This window comes from Myroides gitamensis, from assembly GCF_029894455.1.
Classification (GTDB): domain Bacteria; phylum Bacteroidota; class Bacteroidia; order Flavobacteriales; family Flavobacteriaceae; genus Flavobacterium; species Flavobacterium odoratum.
In genome coordinates this window covers 2,788,435-2,807,890 of the sequence record NZ_JARYHN010000001.1, presented here as the reverse complement: position 1 = coordinate 2,807,890, position 19,456 = coordinate 2,788,435, and the positions used below count along the sequence as shown (strand labels likewise).

Annotated in this window: 16 protein-coding genes; 9 read left to right on the top strand and 7 right to left on the bottom strand. The window is 35.8% G+C overall.

Annotated features, from left to right (window positions below):
- Positions 1-50 precede the first annotated feature (50 nt).
- The 7 genes from M2306_RS12380 (at position 51) to M2306_RS12350 (ending at position 5,399) form a co-directional block, all read left to right on the top strand.
- On the top strand, positions 51-2,180 hold the full coding sequence (locus M2306_RS12380; protein ID WP_259187714.1) for an IQM protein middle domain-containing protein: 2,130 nt from the start codon (positions 51-53) through the stop codon (positions 2,178-2,180).
- Positions 2,181-2,188: 8 nt separating this feature from the next.
- Positions 2,189-2,512 carry a hypothetical protein gene (locus M2306_RS12375; protein WP_259187715.1) on the top strand — a complete coding sequence of 108 codons (324 nt, stop codon included), beginning with the start codon at positions 2,189-2,191 and terminating at the stop codon, positions 2,510-2,512.
- A 346-nt stretch (positions 2,513-2,858) separates the two neighbouring features.
- On the top strand, positions 2,859-3,200 hold the full coding sequence (locus M2306_RS12370; protein WP_259187716.1) for a hypothetical protein: 342 nt from the start codon (positions 2,859-2,861) through the stop codon (positions 3,198-3,200).
- Between the two features lie 136 nt (positions 3,201-3,336).
- Positions 3,337-3,960 (top strand): zincin-like metallopeptidase toxin domain-containing protein, encoded by a 624-nt coding sequence (locus tag M2306_RS12365; protein ID WP_259187717.1) that lies wholly within the window; start codon positions 3,337-3,339, stop codon positions 3,958-3,960.
- Positions 3,961-4,305 carry a hypothetical protein gene (locus M2306_RS12360; protein WP_002989728.1) on the top strand — a complete coding sequence of 115 codons (345 nt, stop codon included), beginning with the start codon at positions 3,961-3,963 and terminating at the stop codon, positions 4,303-4,305.
- 228 nt (positions 4,306-4,533) lie between these two features.
- Positions 4,534-4,872 carry a hypothetical protein gene (locus M2306_RS12355; protein WP_115092401.1) on the top strand — a complete coding sequence of 113 codons (339 nt, stop codon included), beginning with the start codon at positions 4,534-4,536 and terminating at the stop codon, positions 4,870-4,872.
- Between the two features lie 269 nt (positions 4,873-5,141).
- On the top strand, positions 5,142-5,399 hold the full coding sequence (locus M2306_RS12350) for a hypothetical protein (RefSeq protein ID WP_259187718.1): 258 nt from the start codon (positions 5,142-5,144) through the stop codon (positions 5,397-5,399).
- A gap of 803 nt (positions 5,400-6,202) precedes the next feature.
- On the opposite strand, the gene M2306_RS12345 is transcribed toward M2306_RS12350, so the two are convergent.
- The 4 genes from M2306_RS12345 to M2306_RS12330 all read right to left on the bottom strand — a co-directional run bounded on the left by M2306_RS12345 (position 6,203) and on the right by M2306_RS12330 (position 9,400).
- Positions 6,203-6,826: an ATP-binding cassette domain-containing protein gene (locus tag M2306_RS12345; protein ID WP_498882870.1), complete on the bottom strand. Its 624-nt coding sequence runs from the start codon at positions 6,824-6,826 to the stop codon at positions 6,203-6,205.
- Positions 6,792-7,355, bottom strand: coding sequence for a hypothetical protein (locus M2306_RS12340; protein ID WP_498882869.1), 564 nt, complete (start codon positions 7,353-7,355; stop codon positions 6,792-6,794). Before M2306_RS12340 ends, M2306_RS12345 begins: the two co-directional genes overlap by 35 nt.
- Positions 7,342-7,794 (bottom strand): ATP-binding cassette domain-containing protein, encoded by a 453-nt coding sequence (locus M2306_RS12335; RefSeq protein WP_498882868.1) that lies wholly within the window; start codon positions 7,792-7,794, stop codon positions 7,342-7,344. Before M2306_RS12335 ends, M2306_RS12340 begins: the two co-directional genes overlap by 14 nt.
- Positions 7,795-8,221: 427 nt before the next feature.
- The gene (locus M2306_RS12330; protein ID WP_259187720.1) at positions 8,222-9,400 is read right to left on the bottom strand and encodes a hypothetical protein; all 1,179 of its coding nucleotides are present in this window, start codon (positions 9,398-9,400) and stop codon (positions 8,222-8,224) included.
- A 157-nt stretch (positions 9,401-9,557) separates the two neighbouring features.
- Between M2306_RS12330 and M2306_RS12325 the strand changes: the two genes are divergently transcribed.
- Complete coding sequence (locus M2306_RS12325) at positions 9,558-12,314, top strand: DEAD/DEAH box helicase family protein (protein ID WP_259187721.1); 2,757 nt, start codon at positions 9,558-9,560, stop codon at positions 12,312-12,314.
- A 302-nt stretch (positions 12,315-12,616) separates the two neighbouring features.
- Here the strand turns inward: M2306_RS12325 and M2306_RS12320 are convergent, their stop codons facing one another.
- Together M2306_RS12320 and M2306_RS12315 are read right to left on the bottom strand one after the other, a co-directional pair.
- Positions 12,617-14,995, bottom strand: coding sequence for an outer membrane beta-barrel family protein (locus M2306_RS12320; protein ID WP_259187722.1), 2,379 nt, complete (start codon positions 14,993-14,995; stop codon positions 12,617-12,619).
- Positions 14,996-15,213: 218 nt separating this feature from the next.
- The gene (locus M2306_RS12315; RefSeq protein WP_259187723.1) at positions 15,214-17,595 is read right to left on the bottom strand and encodes an outer membrane beta-barrel family protein; all 2,382 of its coding nucleotides are present in this window, start codon (positions 17,593-17,595) and stop codon (positions 15,214-15,216) included.
- Between the two features lie 351 nt (positions 17,596-17,946).
- On the opposite strand from M2306_RS12315, the gene M2306_RS12310 reads away from it, so the two are divergent.
- Positions 17,947-18,258 carry a helix-turn-helix domain-containing protein gene (locus M2306_RS12310; protein WP_115092407.1) on the top strand — a complete coding sequence of 104 codons (312 nt, stop codon included), beginning with the start codon at positions 17,947-17,949 and terminating at the stop codon, positions 18,256-18,258.
- An 80-nt stretch (positions 18,259-18,338) separates the two neighbouring features.
- Here the strand turns inward: M2306_RS12310 and M2306_RS12305 are convergent, their stop codons facing one another.
- Positions 18,339-19,331, bottom strand: a complete 993-nt coding sequence (locus tag M2306_RS12305; protein ID WP_259187724.1) for a beta-ketoacyl-ACP synthase III — start codon at positions 19,329-19,331, stop codon at positions 18,339-18,341.
- Between the last annotated feature and the right edge of the window lie 125 nt (positions 19,332-19,456).

Here is a 19,456-nt window from a genome sequence, read left to right as displayed (position 1 = left end):
TAGGTTTAATCATGGAGCTGGTATTACCAGCTCCATTAAATAGCAAGTGAATGAGTACAGATTCTTTGTTTCCAAAGCATTGGGGATTACAAAACACAACCGAAGAGTTAGAAGAAGGGAATTTTCCTATAGCGCCTCTCTTTCCAGATGCTTTAGTAGAAAATGAAGCTTCAACCAATTATTTAAACCCTTTAGTACAAAATTTTGAGTTTTCAACTATTGCTTCATGGGAAATCGCAGACAGTTATTTTTATAAGTTACCGCAACACAAAATAGGTAAGAATATTCAATGGATTAAAGAACCAGAATGTAGAACAGAAATAGATCCCAAAACAATTTGGATATATAGAGAAAGCAATAAAAAAAATGGTTATCAAACGGGAAAAGATGAGTTAATTTATACGATTAAAATTTACATTTCTACTAATAACGCAAAGTTGAAGAAGCTGTATGATTGTATGAAGCAAGGGGTGGCAGATGATGAAATATTGTTTTTTATGGAGGACAATACAGGTGATTTAAGTGATCAGAGCTTGTATGTGCGTTTTGGCAATAAGGTTGATAAGGATTTTTTACTGAAGATGAGCAATAAAAATTTGGATTTTATTGCCCAAAATATGCCTGATTTTGATAAAAATAAACTACGCGAACTTATCAGTACCGGAGAGGTAAAAGCTTCAATAACTCCATTACGAGCTTTATTGAATGGTGCTTTACAGGTAGTCGTTTTAACTGGAGCAGCAGGTAAAGCTCTTGGTTGGTTAAGTGAACAGATTGGTGAAGCAGTGGAATTCTTAATGATACCTGAGAGTTTATGGGATTCCAAAAGTGAGGATTATTTTTTAAAGAAAGAAAACGTTGTGAAGGATATGCAACTAGACACTTCTTTTATAAAGCAGTGGCAGCAGCATATAGAGCAGTCTGAGAACTGGATAATTTTAGCAACACTATCACCTGTAGCGAAATGGATGCCCCAAATATTGGGTTCAGTACAAAGTATGGCGAACTGGTACAATATTGAAGCGGCACTTGTGGTAAATCTGATTTACGAACGGCAAGAAAAAGGTGTGGAGCAGCTTGATGAATTTATTTACCTTTCAGAACAGATTGCCTTTTTGTGTGGGCTGTGGAACGGACTAGTTGATTTTGTAGCTGGTACATTTAAGTTTCTAGGGACCTTATTACAAGCGCAGTATGACATTGCTCAAAATTTTCAGGCAGTGCAAGAAGCTATAGACGATTTCAGAGAAGCATGGGAAGCGTTTTCGTTTGCGGATTTTTATAAAATTCCATTTCAATTACAGCAAGATATGCTTGTTGAACTGTTGGTGTTTTTGGATACATCTAATCCTCGAGAAAACTATAACTTTGATCGAATAGCTTATACAAGTGGTTTTGGTTTTGGCTTTATCGCATCACTTTTCATACCATTAGCTAACGTTTCTAAAGTAAGTGCTATTGCAAAATTCAGTAAATTTATACCTGAGGAGTTTGTAAGTAGCCTTAACATAGCCAAAGTACGGGAGCTTAAAGGCAGTAAAGCTTTAATAAAATGGCTGGAAGAAGTAGCTGTTTTGCTGAGTAAAAAGGGTGACGAATTGTATCAGGAGCTTAAAAAGCTTTTGAACAAGATAATAGAATGGATTAAGACCAATAGGAAAAAGTTTGAAAATGAAGATGTTAATATTAATAAATATTTAAAAAAAAGCAGGATAGTGAGATTTAGAGCCACCAAAATGCTGAAGCAGTATATAGGTGAGGAAACGGGTAAAGGTTGGTGTATGCCAAATAAAGTAAAATATCTGAATGAAGCTGAAAGAGCTAAATATGAACTTGCTATTGTCAATGGAAAATTTTATACTGTTAACGGAAAACTCTTCAACACTTCTCATACAAAATCCCTATTTACTAAAAGCAAAGCAATATTTGTTATGACCGAAGATGGGAGGATTTATGCAAGCACATATCATTATGCAGGAGTGTTTCATCATTCAAGTTTTTTATCAGGTAAGCCTGTAGCGAGTGCGGGCGAATTAGAAATCATCGAGGGAATACTTAAAGAGGTGACTAATAAAAGTGGACATTATAAGCCTTCAAAGAGCTTCAATAATCAATTTTTAAAGCTTATAAAAAATGAAGGAGTTAATATTGATGATATTATTATTACAGACATTAAATAATATTTATTATGAAAAAAAATAATTTGATGATTCCGATATTTTGGCTTTACGAAATATCTTCATTGGAAGAAGTAAAGTTTACTTTAGAAAGTAGTAATTACATAAAGGACGGATATGGAATAGAAGAAAGGAACAATATTTATGAAGCTTTGCAGTGGGCTAAAGATAATCCTAATTACAATTTTAAAGGGATTATGAAAAACGCGCCTGTACCACATAAATTAGAATTTTCTAATAAAGAAGTCTATTACTACCTTATGAAATTTAAAGAGTTTATGGAGAATAAAGAATATGAGATACTAACAGATGATAGACCAACTATAGAGTTTTAACAGAGCGATGTATTTTATGTAATATTTGAACAGTGCTTATTCCTAAGGAGATAAACTTTGTTCTACCTTAAAATATCTTAGCCGAACCTAAAATTTAACCCTATAAATTTATACCCGAAGAGTTTGTTGCAAGATTAAATGTAGCCCGAATCCAAAGCGTTAAAGACTATAAGGCAATGGTTAGATTGCTGGAAATAGCCCAGTTTTTTGCATAAAAAAGGTAATGAATTGTATCAGGAGTTTAAAAAGTTTTTGAACAAAGTAATAGAATTAGATTTCCTAAAGTTGATCTAGAATACTATAAAAATGGGAGTTAGAAGAGGAATTATTAAAATTTTGAATAATTATGGAAAAAGATAAAATAGCTTTAGACAAAGCGAAGCAAGTTTTAAGTGATTTTAAAAAGAAGTATTTCTCAGATTCATTTAAGGTATATGATCCAGAAAAAGTTGAGAATAATACATATTATAAATTCCCTTATAATGTGTGGGAAATTTTTGTAGATGTTCCTCAAGAACAATTTGGAGGTATTGGATTATTTTCTATTTATATAAAAGATGATACAATGGAGCCTTTTATGTTTCACGATGGAGGAGCAGAAGGAAGAACACCAGATTTAGAAATTCTCAAAAAGAATGGAAAATATGTAATTGGGGAGGAGTGGAAAGAGAAAATAGATAATAATTGATGAGTTTGTAAGCAGCCTCAACATAGCCAAAGTACGGGAGCTTAAAGGCAGCAAAGCTTTAATAAAATGGCTGGAAGAAGTAGCTGTTTTGCTGAGTAAAAAGGGTGACGAATTGTATCAGGAGCTTAAAAAGCTTTTGAATAAGATAATAGAATGGATTAAGAAAAATAGTAAGCGATTTGAAAGTACACTGTCTAAAGTAAGAGAAGCGTTTTTTAAAGAAGGAAAAACAGAAGAATACTTTAGAAAGATAGAGAAAAAATTCAACCTTGCAGGAGAACAAATCTTATCTACATATGACTTAAAAAAACTGCGAAGATTATTGAAAGAGACGTTTGATGTGCCTTTGGAATTAGTTGATCAAACCCCTAAACTTAAAAGCAAATTAAAAGATTGGACAGCGAGAAGAGTTGCAGGCTCTTTTAATATGGTAGAGGGCGTAATGTATCTGCGGAAAAGTGTAACAGCTTATACGGTACAACATGAAATGTTTCATATGAAGTTATGGTATAAAATGACTAGGGAATTTCCAGAATTACAACCACTTTTTCAAAAAACTTTAGGAAGAGAAAATGTATTATTTCACGAAGAATATGTATTGTCTGAGTTTATGAAAGATTCGAGTAAATGGTTGGAAGTTGATTTGTTGAATGATTTGGAAAATATTAATGGACTAAGAACACAAAAAGGATTGCAAAAGGTTGATCTAGAATATTATAAAAAATGGAAGTTAGAAGAAGAATTATTAAAATTTGAATAAATGGCAAAAGATAAAATAGCTTTAGACAAAGCGAAGCAAGTGTTAAATGATTTTAAAAGGGATAATTTTTTGTCCGATTCATTTAAAGTGTTCGATCCTGAGGAAGTAAAAAAAATAACTGTATTTAACTTTTCTCAAAATATATGGAAAGTAGTAGTAAGCGTACCTCAAGAGCAGTTTGGCGGTACCGGATTATTTTCTATTTATATAAAAGATGAAACAATGGAGCCTTTTATGTTTCACGATGGAGGTGCTGAAGGGAGGGTACCCTTTTTAAACATCTTAATTAAGAATGGGAAATATGTAATTGGGGAGGAGTGGAAAGAGAAAATAGATAATAATTGATGAGTGTGTAAGTAGCCTCAACATAGCCAAAGTAAGAGCGTTAAAAGAGAGTAAAGCACTAGTGAAATGGCTGGAAGAAGTAATTGTTTTACTGAGTAAAAAGGGTGACGAATTGTATCAGGAGCTTAAAAAGCTTTTGAATAAAGTAATAGAATTAGATTCCCTAAAGTTGATCTAGAATACTATAAAAGATGGAAGTTAGAAGAAGAATTAATAAAATTTGAATAAATGGAAACTCAAGAAGTATTGATAGAAAAAGCAAAAGATATTTTACAAGATTTTGGAAGAGAATTCTTCGAAGAAACATTCAAAATTTATACTCCACATAAAATTAAAGAATTAGATATTGATAAATTTAATTTTGATGTGTGGGAAGTCGTTGTACAAGTCCCTGATGAACAATTTGGAGGGCAAAGCCCATATTTTATCTTTTTCAAAGAAGATACATTAGAGCCTTTTATGTTTCACGATGGTGGGGCAGAAGGACGAACACCAGATTTAGAAATTCTCGAAAAGAATGGGAAATATGTAATCGGAGATGAATGGAAAAGAGAGAAGGGCGAATAAAAATCGAAACGTAGTGAAGATTTATCGAACGCAAAAACAAATATAAAATTTGTGAGATCAATGAAAAAAGGATAAAATTTCTAATTTTTTTGAAAGGTTGCTTTTTTGTAGGAATGCTCTTTAAATCCTCATTTCACTCCTACTGTATATGAAGCGGAAGTACTATTTAAATCAAAGACTGTTTTTACTGTGGAAAGCGTAATACTAATTCCAAATCCAACAAATATTATGGAAACAATTGTAGAAATCATGCTTAAAGAAAAATAATTATGGAAAATAATAAGAAAAGATTAGAAGAGCTGAAAATAAGAAATGAGGAACTTAAACCTAAAATTTTTAAAGACTATAAAACGGTTAAGGAACTGGATACATATAGAGGTGATAATTTAGAAATATTTCAGGAATATAATGATAATCAAGAAAAAATCAGGCTATTAGAATGGGACTTAATGACACCTGAAGAACAAGAGAGAGAAAAAGAAGTTTTAAGGCTTATGAAAGAAAAACGAGAGGGGAAAATGCATTAAAAGATAGCACAACACTAACCTCATCAAGCTTACACACGCGATGTCCTGACGGAGGAAGGGTCGCATCCAGTGCTTCTCTTCTCTTTTTTTGATTAACAAGCGTTGATTGACAGATGCGATGCTTCCTTTGTCAGCATGACATACACCCCGCACAAAGCGTGAAGTTGTAGGGTTTATCGATTAAAGGCAATTTGCAAAAAAGCTTCTAGCAAAAAAACAAAAAAGCAATCTAGCAGATAATAGAAAACCAATTTATTTAAAAGCAAAAAACATCTTTACAAAAGATAATCTACCTCCAACGTAAGTCAAATAAAGAGCGTCAAATGTTTGAAAAGGCTGTAAAAATAAAAGGTGTTTGAGCGTAGCGAGTTCTTTTATTTTCAGCCTTGAAAACTAATTTGACCTTTATTTGAGTTAGTTGAAGGGTTTTTTGTTTCTTTTTTACCCTTTAAAAAAGAAAGGAGTGAGGTTTGTTTTTTGCTCTTTGTGAGGTTTGTTTTTTGTGAGGTTGCAAGATTTGCTGAAATAGAAAATTTATTCCTTTTTATAAGGAATTACCAGTCTGATCGCGCTCACGAATAGTATGTCTCCCTGACGCAGGAAGGGTCGCATCTTGCGTTCACACAACTGTGCTTTGTGAGGTTCGTACTTTGTGAGATCTGCTCATCGCCTCACCTCCTCACCTCCTCATCGCCTCATCGTCTCACCTCCTCACCGTCTCATAATCCCCCAACATGGCATACGGTGTGGATATGCTGTGTGGGGGATGTCATTTTTTTATGGAAATTCTCTTCCAACAAAAATTACATTTCAATTACGCGATTAGGTTGAATTGCTTCACGTAAATTCATATCATGAGAGACAAATACAATCGTTCCTTGGTATGTTTTTAGTGCTTGATACAAACTTTCTAAACCGAAAATATCGAGGTTATTGCTGGGTTCATCGAGTAATAATACATCAATAGAGGCCAACGAAAGATTCAAACAACAAACCGTTAAACGCAGGCATTCTCCACCACTTAATTGCATTATTGGTTTGGTCCAACTTTCAGGTCGAAAACCATATTGAAATAAGGTGTTTTTTAAACTAGCTTCATCCAGTAAGTTGTGGTTAAATGCTTGAGCTTGTTCCAGTATCGTCTTGTGATGGTCGAGAAGGGCGTAAAATTGATCCAAGTAAACGATATTGGGAGTCAATCGCTCAACCTGACCTATAGTAGGTTGTAGCTTTCCTGCTAATAGCTGCAATAACGTTGATTTCCCAGAACCATTCACTCCTTCGATTAAAAGGCGTTCTCCACTTCGAATTTCTAGATTCAAGGGAGTTGACCAGATACAATCCGCTGTCGATTCATATTGATAGTTGACTTCTTTTACCTGAAATAACACCTTATTGGTATGTAAGTTCGAGGAGTTGAAGTTCAAATGAAAGGGTTTGACTTGTTCCAATTGATCTGTTTAACTCCCAAAGCTCTCCCTGTAGTTTTTGTTGTTTCTCTACTTGTACTTCTGTACTTTTCGCACTGCTGTTTTCTGCAGCATTTTTAAGTGTATTGACAACAATCTTAGGTAAACCTCCTTTTTGCTCTGCTTTTTTGTGTTGCCCTACCGCTTTTTGTTGCTTTTGAAGTAATTTCTGTTGGTCCGTTTTTACCTGACGCAAATCCTTAGAAAGGGTATCAATTCGATGTTGAAGGGAAGATAACTCTTCTTGTTTTTGCATTTTGTAAAAGTCATAATTGCCTTTGTACGCTTGAATCCCTTGTGTGGTAATTTCAAACGTAAGCGATTGTCTATTTAATAGCTCAATATCGTGACTCACAAGGAGTACTGTTCCTCTGTATTGATCTAAAAAGTCAAACAACAATTGTCGCGTAGCTTGATCAATGTGATTGGTTGGTTCATCCAGTAGGAGTATATCCGGTTGGTGAATGTGAATACTAGCAAAATACACGCGGCATCTGTTGTCCTCCACTCAGCTGATGCATGGGAAGGGTCAAATCCTTTCCTTCTAGTTGCCAGTATTGAAGGGCTTGCGCAATATTTTCTTCAATTTGCCAATCATCATCTAAGTCAACATAATCTTGTTCTTCTACTGAGCCTTGTAAAATGCGATGTAAGGCTTGTAGTTTTTTATCTGTTTGTAAGGCTTCCTGAATGGTTTGCCCCGTAATTTGATTGGTGTTAATTTGAGGTAAATAATAGGCTGTACCGCCGAGCTGAATAGCTGGTAGTGATGTGGTAGCAATAAGCTTCAATAGGGTGCTTTTACCTGTTCCGTTTGCACCAATTAAATTGGCTTTTTCTCCCTTATTCAAGACAAGGTCAACTTGGTGAAATAAAGGTGTTTTATCCGAATGTTCGTAAGATAGATTTTTTATAACGATAGACATAATAATCAAATGTAATTGAATGAGTAATATACTATTGTGGCCCGTACACCACTACTCACGGTATTGGAAATGAATTCACATAAATAAATAAGTATTGTGGCTCTATGGAAGATAGAGGCCATTAGAAAATGTTTGCTCCTACAAGTTGAAAACAACTCGTACTACTAAAACGAAATACTTATTTATAGTTTCATCCGATTATTTATTCGTTAATACTAGAACAAAGATAGGGATTTTTTTTTATTGAGAAAGGGGGAAGGTGGTGAGAGGGTGAGAGGGTGTGGTGGTGAGGAAGTGTTGAGAGGGTGAAATCGGAACGAAGTGTAGATTCATCGAACACTAAAACCAATATGAAATAGGTGAGAGGGGGTGGTGAGGTGAAATGAAGAGAGGTAGTGCCAGCACTACCTCTCTTCATTCACTTATTTTAGAAAAGACTAATTTGTCCCTGTTGGGTATTGTCTTTTGCAGGTTTTCTTTTTTCTTTTTTGACTTCCTTTTCCACTTTTTCTTCTAGGGGTTGTAGGGGAAGTGTAGCTTCTTCAAAGAGATTGAGTGTTTCTTCTTCAGGTGTGCAAGCTGTTGTAGCTTCTTCAGATTCAATACAAATCGAGGTTTTAGTAACAATACCATCAAAAATAGGTGGTGGTGCTTGTTGAGCCCAAAAAGGAACTTCTTCTTCTTCTTTTGTTGTTTCTGTTTCAGCGATTGTTTCAGCTTGAACAATTTCTTCGTTTTCTTCGACTACAGCTTCTTCTGAAACGGGTTCATCAGTACTAGTTTCTAGTAGAGGAGCTGTGATTTCCTCTGTTTCTAGGCTTGCTTCTTCTTCTAACGTTAACTCTTGTTCTTTTTGTTCTTCTACTTGTGTAGCTTGAACAAAAACATCTGTCGACTCTTCTTCAGTACGAGTAGGTTTCTCTTCCTCTTGTGGTATTTCGTCTAAAGCGATGACTGGTTCAGCAATAACTTCTATGGCTTTACTTGCAGTCTCTTCAGCTAATGTATCCACAGGTTGACTTTCTTCCAAAAGATCAAAAATGGAATAATTTTTCACCACTATTTCATTGATATCAATGGTAGGGTCCAAGGTAGGATTAGCCTCTTCCTCTTGAATTAGGGCTTGCATGTCCTCGTTGATTTCTCCCTCTAAAATGGTAGCTTCTTCAATGATAATTTCATTGACACCCAAACGAGGGAAACTAGCCAAAACAGGAGTTGCTGTTTGGGCGATATCTGACGGGTTATTTTCTGTTGTAAAACTTTCTACTTTGTTCTCCAAATCCACCAATAAACGCTTGATTTTTTTGATGTGCGGATGATCAGCAAAGGTTTCTTTTTCGTAAACGAGCTCTAAAAGTTTGTACATCGTGTACGCTTCGTGGTACTTTAAAACGATGGCATGCTTTTTATTGTGGTCTAAAATAGAAACTTGTTTCTGAATATTCTTGGCTTTGTCTTCAAGTTTAGCAAGTAAATCTTCTTTTATACTAACCAATAAAGCGTCTTTTATAGATTGTACAACATAGTCATCGGTTTTTTCAACCATCTGAATAACAGTAAGAAGGATGTCGTTACTTAATTTAAATTGAATTTTTGTCGTCATTGTAATTAGTGGAAAGCCAGTTAAGTCGTTTCAAATATTGATAGTTCTACAAAATAATGAAAAAAATATGACTTTACACGGTGTTCGTAAAAACATTTAAAAGGCTTTGTTTCCTACCAAAAGCTTGCTTATTTTTAAGGAAGAAATATCGATACTATTGAAAAAGTTTCCCACTCCTATCGCATTTAAATATCCTTGGCGTAGCTACCAAAAAAAAGTGTTAGATCAATTAGAAACACATCTACAAGATGATAAATTACATGTAGTAGCACCGCCTGGATCGGGTAAAACTGTTTTGGGGTTGGAAGTGATTTTACGGCTGAATCAACCGACGTTAATTTTAGCTCCTACATTGGCTGTCAAAAACCAGTGGATTGACCGCTTTTGTTCTCTTTTTCTTCAAGTGGATGAGGTTCCAGATTGGATTTCAACGCAATTAACGCAACCGAAGTTTTTGACGGTTTCTACCTATCAAGGGCTGCATGCTGCTTTTAATTACCTGAAAGAAGAGGAGGAAAGTGATGAAGAAATGCCTGGGGATACTGCGGTTACGTATACCAATATACATGCGCAGGAAATCATTGGCAAGTTGCGTGCCGTTGGCATCAAAACGCTATTGGTGGATGAGGTACATCACTTGCGAAAAGAATGGTGGAAAGCATTAGACTTATTAGATAATGAATTAAAATCGACCGTAGTAGGCTTAACGGCGACTCCTCCTTATGGGGCGTCTAGTTTTGAATGGCAACGCTATATGGCTTTAGCTGGGCCTGTTGATGAGGAAATTGCAGTACCTACCTTGGTTGAGGTGGAAGATTTGTGCCCTCACCAAGATTTTATTTACTATTGTACTCCTTTAGCGGAAGAACGCGAAAAAATAGCCTTGCATAAAAGTGAGGTTTATTCCTTTTATACGATATTTAAATCACATGCACTACTCGCTCATACACTGCAACAAGCTGCTATTTTCCAGCAACCTCTAGCTCATTTGGATTGGATTTATGAGAACTTGACAACCTATGTGGCTTGTTTGGTTTTTCTTCAAGAGGTCAATGGAGGGATTGATAAGGTGCACAAGAAAGTGTTGGGCTTGCAAGAAGAAGAAATTCCGCCTTTGGATTTTGTGTGGTTTGAGAAGATGCTTAATTTTTACTGCTTTCAAGGACAGGATGTATTACAAGAGGTTCCCGATTATCTAGCGTGTAAAAATGAATTGACAGCTGAACTGAAGAAGAGAGGTCTCATTGCCTTTCGACAGGTTCAATTGGTTCAAGATAACAAAGGGGATGATCTTCTGCTTTCTAGTTTGAGTAAATTGCAAAGTATTGCAGAGATTCTTGCTTTTGAATACGCCAGTTTAGGCCGCGATTTGCGCTTGGCGGTATTGACTGATTATATTCGAAAAGAATACTACAGTACAACCGAAGCACCCCCTGCTGTGCTGTCTAAGTTGGGCGTACTGTCCATTTTTGAAACGCTGAGGCGCAACAATGTTAATGCGCTTACTATGGCTGTGTTGACCGGTTCGGTGGTGATTATTCCAACTTCTTGTTTAGGGGCTTTACATCAAGTAGCCCAAGAAAAAGAATCAGGGATATCCGCAGTGCCTTTAGCGTATGACCCAAATTATGTAGCCTTGCAATTAACTGCACAGCAACGCTCACAGGTTGTTCATTGGATGACCGCATTGTTTCAGGACGGTACAATTCAAGTATTGATTGGAACAAAAGCGCTACTTGGTGAGGGATGGGATGCGCCTGCATTGAATGCCTTAGTGATGGCGAGTTCAATCGGTGCGTATATTACTTCCAATCAGGTGAGAGGACGTGCGTTTCGCATTAATCCCCAAGACCCAAATAAAACGGCACATATTTGGCATTTAGCCTGTGTGGATGCGTATGCAGCGGATGGAGGAAAGGACTGGGAGATTATTCACCGTCGTTTTCAAACTTTTGTAGGGATATCAAATAGTGAACAAGTAGTGGAAACGTTTATCTCAAATGGCATTGAACGATTAAAGGAAGAAACACAGAAAAAAAGAACCCGTGATGAGGTGTATATCACACAGCAAAATCAACAAACGCTACAACTGGCACAGCAAAGAGCAGCATTAAAATCGCGTTGGATGGCTGCTATTCAAAACGGAACTCATCTGGCAGAAGGAGTAAAGGTGCTATTTTCTTCGGCCAAAGAAAGAAGAGACGTGAATAAAGCCAAGCAATTCTATACGAATAAGACGTTAGTCTCTGCTTTGTTTACGCTAGTGTGTTCAGCTATTTTATTTTTGACCTATCAATTTATTGGTTTAGGCAAGGGCATCTTACTGCATGGGGTGAGTTTGTGGTCTTTTGGGTACTGGGTTTTTCAAACGTTTGTATTGGGCTTGGGCTTCCGTTTTGGATGGAAAGGATGGACGTATTATCGCATGTATCGCAAGTTTGGCGATATGCGAAAAGATGTACAGGGAATCGGGGAGGCGCTTTGTTCTACTTTATGTGCCTTTGACCTTTTGACTACACCCAAGGCTTCTCTTCGCGTGGTTACTACCTTAGAATTGGGTGGTGGTGTATTTTGTTCGTTAGAAGGAGCTACACTGAGAGAAAGTCATGTGTTCGCTTCTTGTATGAAAGAAATTTTATCGCCTATTGAAAATCCACGGTATGTCTTAGCCCGCAAAACCTTGTTGCCGATTCAAGATAGCGAATCTGATTTCCATGCTGTTCCTGAATGTATCGGGGTGAATAGAGCGCGGGTGAATTACTTTGCGCAACAATGGACGCAAGAAGTTGGAAAGAATAGTATTGTTTATACCCGAACTCCAGAGGGTCGAAAAGAGCTCTTACATGCTCGTGCATTTGCTATTGTCAATAGGATGGAAGAACCGCAAGTGCAACAAGAACACCAATGGCTATAAATAAGAACGTCCCTTGTATGGAAATACAAAGGACGCTCAACTAACTAATCAATTAAAATGGGTCATCACGCCATTTTTATAAAAGTGCTTCAAGCTTTATTGTTCTTCGGTGAAGAAGAGAAAAAAGTGAAACAGACTTTCCTGAGAATTAAAATTTACTTTTTTTCGCGAACTCCAGTAGTATCGCTTGTTTGTGCACTATTGGTAGCACTTTCGATTGTTTTGTTACAGCCTTTGAAAATGTTTTTTTGTTAAATTTTACTAAGGGTGTAAGTTGCTGTAAATCACACTTTATTTTTTCGTTATTTACTACTTCTGCTTTTATCTTCAAAGTTTGCTTCTTTGATACTTTTCTTGTTTGAACTATCGCCAAAGGTATATGTCGCTCCAATTGATAATCTTCGGCTATTCCATGAATTGCTGAATTTTTGTATGTTGTCGTTGAAGTAACTCGTTCCATTCGATTTTCCTGTATTGAAGATATCGTATAACGTAACATTGACGTTGAGTTTCTTGTTTAGTAAACTAGCTTTGATTCCTGTAGTCAACGCTTGGTATGAACCATATTTAGAGTTGTCTTCTTTATGTGGTACTTGGTGATACCAATTCAAAAATAGGTTCAGTGTTTTCGCTGTATTAACGGTAAAGGTATTTTGTGAATAATAACTAAAATACACTCCATTTTGTGGAACTTGATTCGCTATTTGATTTCGGTAATAGGAATTCGAATAATTCGCATCTGCTCCTGTACTCGTTTGCCACCATCCTGTTATTTTATTGCTATAGGATACACTTAATCCATAGTTATCGCTATTGAGCATATTGTAATACGTACTTATAAAAACATCGTCGATTAATGTTGAATATTGGTCGAATGAGTTTGTAATGTGGTAGTAGTTTAATCCAACAGACAAGGAACCATTAAACAAGTAGTTTAATTCAAAATTATCCGTAAATGAAGGATCTAATTCTGGATTTCCACTGTTGTAGGAGTAACTATTGGCATAGTAACGGAACGGATTTAATATGCCTGAATAAGGACGATTAATTCGCTTCGAGTAATTTAGGTTAAATGAGTGTTTTTCACTAGGGTCATAAGACACATAAGCTGTTGGGAACCATTTGCCATAGGATTTTTTAAATGTTTCATCCGTTTCGAGTAAATGACCCGTTACTTCCGTTTGCTCAAATCGCATACCTGCTTTAACGCTCCATTGTTCCGTTAATTTTTTGTGTAAACTTACATATCCAGCAAAGTTGTCTTCTTTGTAATTGAATCGGTTACTACGCGTATCGTCATAAATTAAATCCTCATTCATGCGGTTGTAGTAGAATACTTTCGATTTGTTGTCGTAATTCGAGTATTTTCCTCCAAATTCTACATCCGCCCAAGGTAATTTATATGATACATCCGCCGTTCCACTCCATACTTGATATTTTAAATCATTGGTGTAGTAAGTTGCATTTCTAATATTACTCTGTGCGTTATAATCTCTCATATCTGTTGACCCTTCCGGAATATTAGAGAAATAATTCACCCCTAAGGATAATTTACTGCCTAGCGTATCTAAGTTTCGATCGTAAAATAAATTAGCTGTATGGTAGATATTGTTGTTTGTTGCCTTGGATAGGGATTTGATAATCGAATCTGTTTTGTTTTCTGGCAAGGCAATATATTTTGCTGTATGGGGGTTGGTATTGTCGTTTTTGTATTTGGATAAATCATACGTTGCTCCAATTACATCCTTATCGGATAGTTGATAGTTGGTCGTTAAGTTTATTCCTCCTGACGTATAACTACCTGTTGGATTGGCATAAGAATCCAAGATACGCGTGTCATTTTGAAACGTATAGGTATTCTCATTTCCGTATTTTCCATCGCCTCCATTGGCTTTTAACATCACGTTCCACTTTTTGTTTTGGTAATTCAAACTACCATTCATCGAATACCAATTGTACTTGTTATACGAGTATGAAGTACTAACTGATCCATACATTCCAAGTGTTTTGTTCTTCTTTAAAACAATATTGATGAGTCCACTATTACCACTCGCTTCATATTTGGCAGGTGGATTGGTAATTACTTCAATTTTTTCAATATCGTCTGAGCGCAATGTCTTTAGGTAATTGGTTAAAGCATCGCCTTGTAGTTGTACAATTTTATCGTTGATCATAATGGTTACACTACTTTTTCCAACAATGCTGATTTTGTCATTCTGTACTTTTACTAAAGGGGTATTGGTCAAGGCTTCTATCGCATCCATTCCTTGTGAGGCAACACTATGCGCGGTATTAAATACCAAGCGATCGGCTTTGCGCTCTACCAGTTTTTTCTCTGCTTGTACAACAATCTCGCCCAATTGAGTGGAAGACTCAGCAATAATATCACCTAAGTCAATGGTTTGATCCAACTTGATCGTTTGGGTGTAGAGTAATTCTCCTAAATACTGAATGTTCAATTTGTATTGTTCGGTGGGTAGGTTCTTTAAGGCGAATTCTCCCGTCTCTGTAGTAAATCCTTGTTGTATTAATTGATCGCTGTTTTCTTTCAATAGGTGCAACTCTGCAAAATCAATCGGTTGTTTGTCTTTGTTGAGGACTCTACCCTTTATGATGTGTTGCGCATGCATAAGGGTAAGTCCACAAAAAAAAGCAATAAATAGGGTAATGTTCTTTTTCATAGTGATAAGGTTGGTGTATACTTATTAACAATGTTGATAAGGTTGTTAACAAGTGGTCTTATTTCTGTTTATAACTTGAATGATGCCTATAGGTAGCTCATTTAACTCATTTGTTACTATTATTTTATAATTGTTTATAACTTTTATTTTTTAGAATTAATTGTGGCTTGAAAATCAACGAATTCTATAAGTTATTAACTAGGTTATAAACAATTGTTTTATTTTCTGTTGATAATATCTTTGTTGCTTCCTTGACGTTCTTTTACTTTGATTTTAGCGTTGCCAAAATTATAGCTCAAACCAAAAGTGAAATAGCGATTATCGTTATACATGTTGTATTGTTGTTTTACCCCATCAGATGTTGCTTGTGCGCGTAGATTTGAGGTTCTTAATATATCATTCATGTAAGCAGAAACATTCAGTTTTTTGTCTAACATCGCATATTTTAATCCTAAGTTCAATCCATACATCGGTTTTAATTTCCAGTTTCCATTGTTTAATTTCGATTGATACCAGAAATCAACTTGGACTTGGAAGGTTTTGTCCGCGTTCAACTGAATCGTGTTATTGGAATTGAAATAATACCCCATTCCGTTATTCGTTTCTACATTGACGTCTTGAATTAATTTTGATGAATTGTAAAATGCCGATACGGTGTTTTGTGAATTCAACCAGTGCCAAGTGTCGAAAGTATGCGTGATGCTTAGGTTTGTGCTAGCTGCATCAAAAATATTTCCTTGTTTAAGTATTTGAATGTTTGTTGCTGAATCAATGTTAGAATATTGCGAAGCTAAATTGGTTATTTTCGAATAGGATGCATTGATGAACAATTTATTTTTAAAGGTATAGCCTACATTCACTGCATTGACATACGTTGGTTTTAAGGTCGGATCTCCTGTCACATAGTTGTATTCATTGATATACCATCTGAATGGATTCAGTTGCCAAAAGCTCGGTCTGTTAATGCGGCGATTTGCGCTTAAAGTGAAGTTGTTCTCGTCATTCATTTTATAACTCACATACAGCGTCGGGAAAAGCTCAGTGTAATTTGTTTTTTCAATACTTTTTGTCGCCACAGATTCTCCTATCGTTTGTGTGCTTTCCACACGTAAACCGAGTTGTGCTTCCCATTTTTTAGAAATGGTTTTTGTTGCACTGATGTAAGCGGCTTGAATGTTTTCTTTGTAAATGAAATGGTCGGCTTGTAAAATCTCATTCACTAAGGTTTGGTTGTTGAAATTGAACGAGTTTGCATTGTTGACTGTTTTGACAAAACTCACTTTTGCTCCATACGATAAATTAACAAAAGACAACGGTTGTTCAATATCGATTTTAGCACTGTAATTGTCGATTTTTTGATCGCCTGTTGTTTGCGCTTGTTGTTTTTTGTTAACAACGTTATTAACATCGCTTGTAATTGTGTTGAAAACTCGTGATTTGTTGGTAATATAGTTGAAGTAATCCATGTCTATATTAAGTTTAGTTCCCACAGTATCAAATTTATGAGCTAAATTTAAATTGATTGCGTGATTGTTGAAATCTGGAGCAGATTTTCCCTTTGTATCAATGTTTTTAAGCAAGTTATCAACAAGGTTATAAACACCTACTTGGTTTTTATCTGTTGTTTCTTGTGTGTTTTTACTGCCTCGGTACTGAACGCCAAATCCAGTGCGTGGTGTCGCTTGATAATCCAATTGAAAACTACCCGAAATATCTTTATTTTTCTTCGTCTCGCGGTACACGGTATTCCAGGTTTCAGTAGGGTAATGCAAATCCATTTTTCCAATTTCTTGGTTGTATCCTGTGCTTGCATTGAAAGCCGCGGCAATAGATACTTTATTTTTGCTGTAGTTGAATACATCACTAATCTTCCAGGTTGCTTTATCGGCAGCCTCAAAACCGGTACTGATTTGGTTGTTCCACGCATTGTGTTTCGCTTGTTTTAAAACAATATTGATTAATCCGCTGTTTCCACTCGCTTCATATTTCGCAGGAGGTGTGCTAATAATCTCAATTTTTTGAATATTCTCCGATGGAATGGTATTCAGGTAGTTGATTAATTCTTCTCCTGTTAAGGGCAGCATTTTATCATTGATCATTACTTGCATGCTGTTCTTTCCGATAAGGGAAATTTGATCCTTATCGACTTTCAGTCCTGGAGTAAGTTTTAATAAGTCTTTGGCATTGCTGTTATTGGCGTGTACCGATTGTTCGATATTGAAAACTGTACGGTCTACTTTGCGTTCAAATACCTTTGCTTGAGCAGCAACGACAATTTCATCTAGCATTTTATCATTTTGAATAACAAAAGGGGCAAGGGTGCTATCTTGAGAAATGGTTAGTGCCGTTTCATATTGTTTGGTGCCTAAATTATTTACGCGTATCTTGTAAGAATCAGATGCGATAGATTCAAAGGAGAATTTACCCGCTTCATCTGTATAGGTATGTTGGATTAGCTTTTCCTCTGGAGATAATAGTAAGATTTCTGCAAAGTCAATGGGTTGTTGTGTGGCATCAACAACAGAACCAGAAAGTTTAGTTTGTGCAAAGCTTACAAGTGATGCAGTGAAACAGATGAGGATGATTAGTTTAGTTTTCATGATTAGTTTTATTTACTAAATAGAAAACCAAAGGCGTGCCAAGAAATTAATGTTTTTTTAATTCGTTGAAAATTAGTATCTTGCAATATTGCTATTTTAAGTGAGTGTTCGATTGTGAACAGTGAACAGAACGAAAGTGGACATAAAAAAAACTGCTTTTGGGGAAAGCAGTTTTTTCGTTAAGCATATATGAATTTTTGAACATCAATTTTCATTATATTCATTTTAAGCTTGACATTGATTTTGTTGTTTATGTTAATCAAAGGTACGATAAAGTTTAATAAAAAGGAACTAAAATATAATAAAGTGTTACCTTTGTGTGAGATAATTTATTAAACTATAAGGTTTATTATGCAAACACCAGCCCAAAAATGTAAGATTCAATCAGAAAAGATGCGTTCAAGGCGTAAAGAATTAGGCTTTTCTCAGGAATATGTAGCGATGAAGCTTAATATTTCACAAAAAGCGTACTCTGATATTGAAAGCGGAAAGACGAAATTGAAGAATGATGTATTAAATGAGATTGCTATAATTTTAGAAATCTCTCCGTTTCAAATTTGCCCTATTGCATGTGATTGTACTTCGGATTTACAGACAAAGCACGGTCAGCTTCTTCAATATCTTCAAGAAAAAGGTGTTGATTTTCCAGATGAATTTGCTTGATAGACCTGTGGTCTATACCTGAACCTGATCGTTTAAATAATCTATAATCAAAAAGAGGTCTCTATGTGAGACCTCTTTTTTTATATGTTCCATTGTAATAAGCTTGCTCCCCAAGAAAAACCTGCTCCAAAAGCAGTGAGTAATAGCAAATCACCTTTTTTAATTTGATCTTTAAATTCCCACATGCAAAGGGGAATGGTAGCTGCAATTGTATTGCCTGAATAGGTAATGTTATTTAAGGCTTTGTGTTCTTCAATCCCCAATTCTTTTCCTACAGCATCAATGATGCGCTTATTTGCCTGATGAGCCACTAGCCAGTTGACATCATCAACGGTTAAGTCATTCTTCGTTAATAGCGTTTGACAAGCAGCACTCATCGCTGTTACAGCATTTTTGAATACGACTTTACCATCTTGTTTTAAATAGCGGTGTTCGTCATTCCAATCTTCCGCATCATAAGGATATAAAGAACCTCCTCCTTTGATGTTGAGGAATTCGATTCCCTTCCCATCACTTAAGAGTAATGCATCTAAAATACCCGTCTCTGCAGAAGGCTCTAACCAAACGGCACCTGCACCATCTCCAAATAAAATATTGGTTGAACGGTCTTTGCTATCTACATAAGCACTGATTTTATCAGCTCCTACAACAACTACATTTTTGTAGCGTCCTGTCTCAATTAAAGCGGCACCCATATCAAGAGCATATAAGAAACCAGAACAAGCTGCATTCATGTCGAAAGCCCATACGTTGTGGAGGTTTAATTTATCGCAAACGATATTAGCCGTTGATGGCATAGGCATATCGGGAGAGGAAGTCGCAATAAGGATGGCATCAATGTCTGTTGCGTTTTTTTGATAAGTAGAACAAAGCTCTTTGATAGCTTCTACAGCCATATCAGATGTCGCTAGACCATCTTCTAAAATTCTGCGCTCTTTGATTCCTGTTCTTTTCATGATCCATTCATCAGATGTGTCTGACAAACGTTCTAAATCAGCATTGGTCCGTTTCGTTGTCGGTAGATATCCACCAATGGCTGTTATTTGAGCATATTGTTGTTTATTCTTCAACATTGTTGTTTATTTTGCGTCTTATGTGCAAATAATAATTCATTACACTTTAGGCTGTGTTTCCCTAATAAAGAACTCAAATCTCGCTATTTTTAGCTAAATATTAGTAGTTAAATAAACGGAACAAG

Bases quoted from the DNA above. Each gene is read 5' to 3' on its own strand.
- M2306_RS12335 (WP_498882868.1), bottom strand. From the start codon at position 7,794: ATGTCTATCGTTATAAAAAATCTATCTTACGAACATTCGGATAAAACA.
- M2306_RS12330 (WP_259187720.1), bottom strand. From the start codon at position 9,400: ATGACGACAAAAATTCAATTTAAATTAAGTAACGACATCCTTCTTACT.
- M2306_RS12320 (WP_259187722.1), bottom strand. From the start codon at position 14,995: ATGAAAAAGAACATTACCCTATTTATTGCTTTTTTTTGTGGACTTACC.
- M2306_RS12310 (WP_115092407.1), top strand. From the start codon at position 17,947: ATGCAAACACCAGCCCAAAAATGTAAGATTCAATCAGAAAAGATGCGT.
- M2306_RS12355 (WP_115092401.1), top strand. From the start codon at position 4,534: ATGGAAACTCAAGAAGTATTGATAGAAAAAGCAAAAGATATTTTACAA.
- M2306_RS12315 (WP_259187723.1), bottom strand. From the start codon at position 17,595: ATGAAAACTAAACTAATCATCCTCATCTGTTTCACTGCATCACTTGTA.
- M2306_RS12370 (WP_259187716.1), top strand. From the start codon at position 2,859: ATGGAAAAAGATAAAATAGCTTTAGACAAAGCGAAGCAAGTTTTAAGT.
- M2306_RS12380 (WP_259187714.1), top strand. From the start codon at position 51: ATGAGTACAGATTCTTTGTTTCCAAAGCATTGGGGATTACAAAACACA.
- M2306_RS12350 (WP_259187718.1), top strand. From the start codon at position 5,142: ATGGAAAATAATAAGAAAAGATTAGAAGAGCTGAAAATAAGAAATGAG.
- M2306_RS12305 (WP_259187724.1), bottom strand. From the start codon at position 19,331: ATGTTGAAGAATAAACAACAATATGCTCAAATAACAGCCATTGGTGGA.
- M2306_RS12375 (WP_259187715.1), top strand. From the start codon at position 2,189: ATGAAAAAAAATAATTTGATGATTCCGATATTTTGGCTTTACGAAATA.
- M2306_RS12360 (WP_002989728.1), top strand. From the start codon at position 3,961: ATGGCAAAAGATAAAATAGCTTTAGACAAAGCGAAGCAAGTGTTAAAT.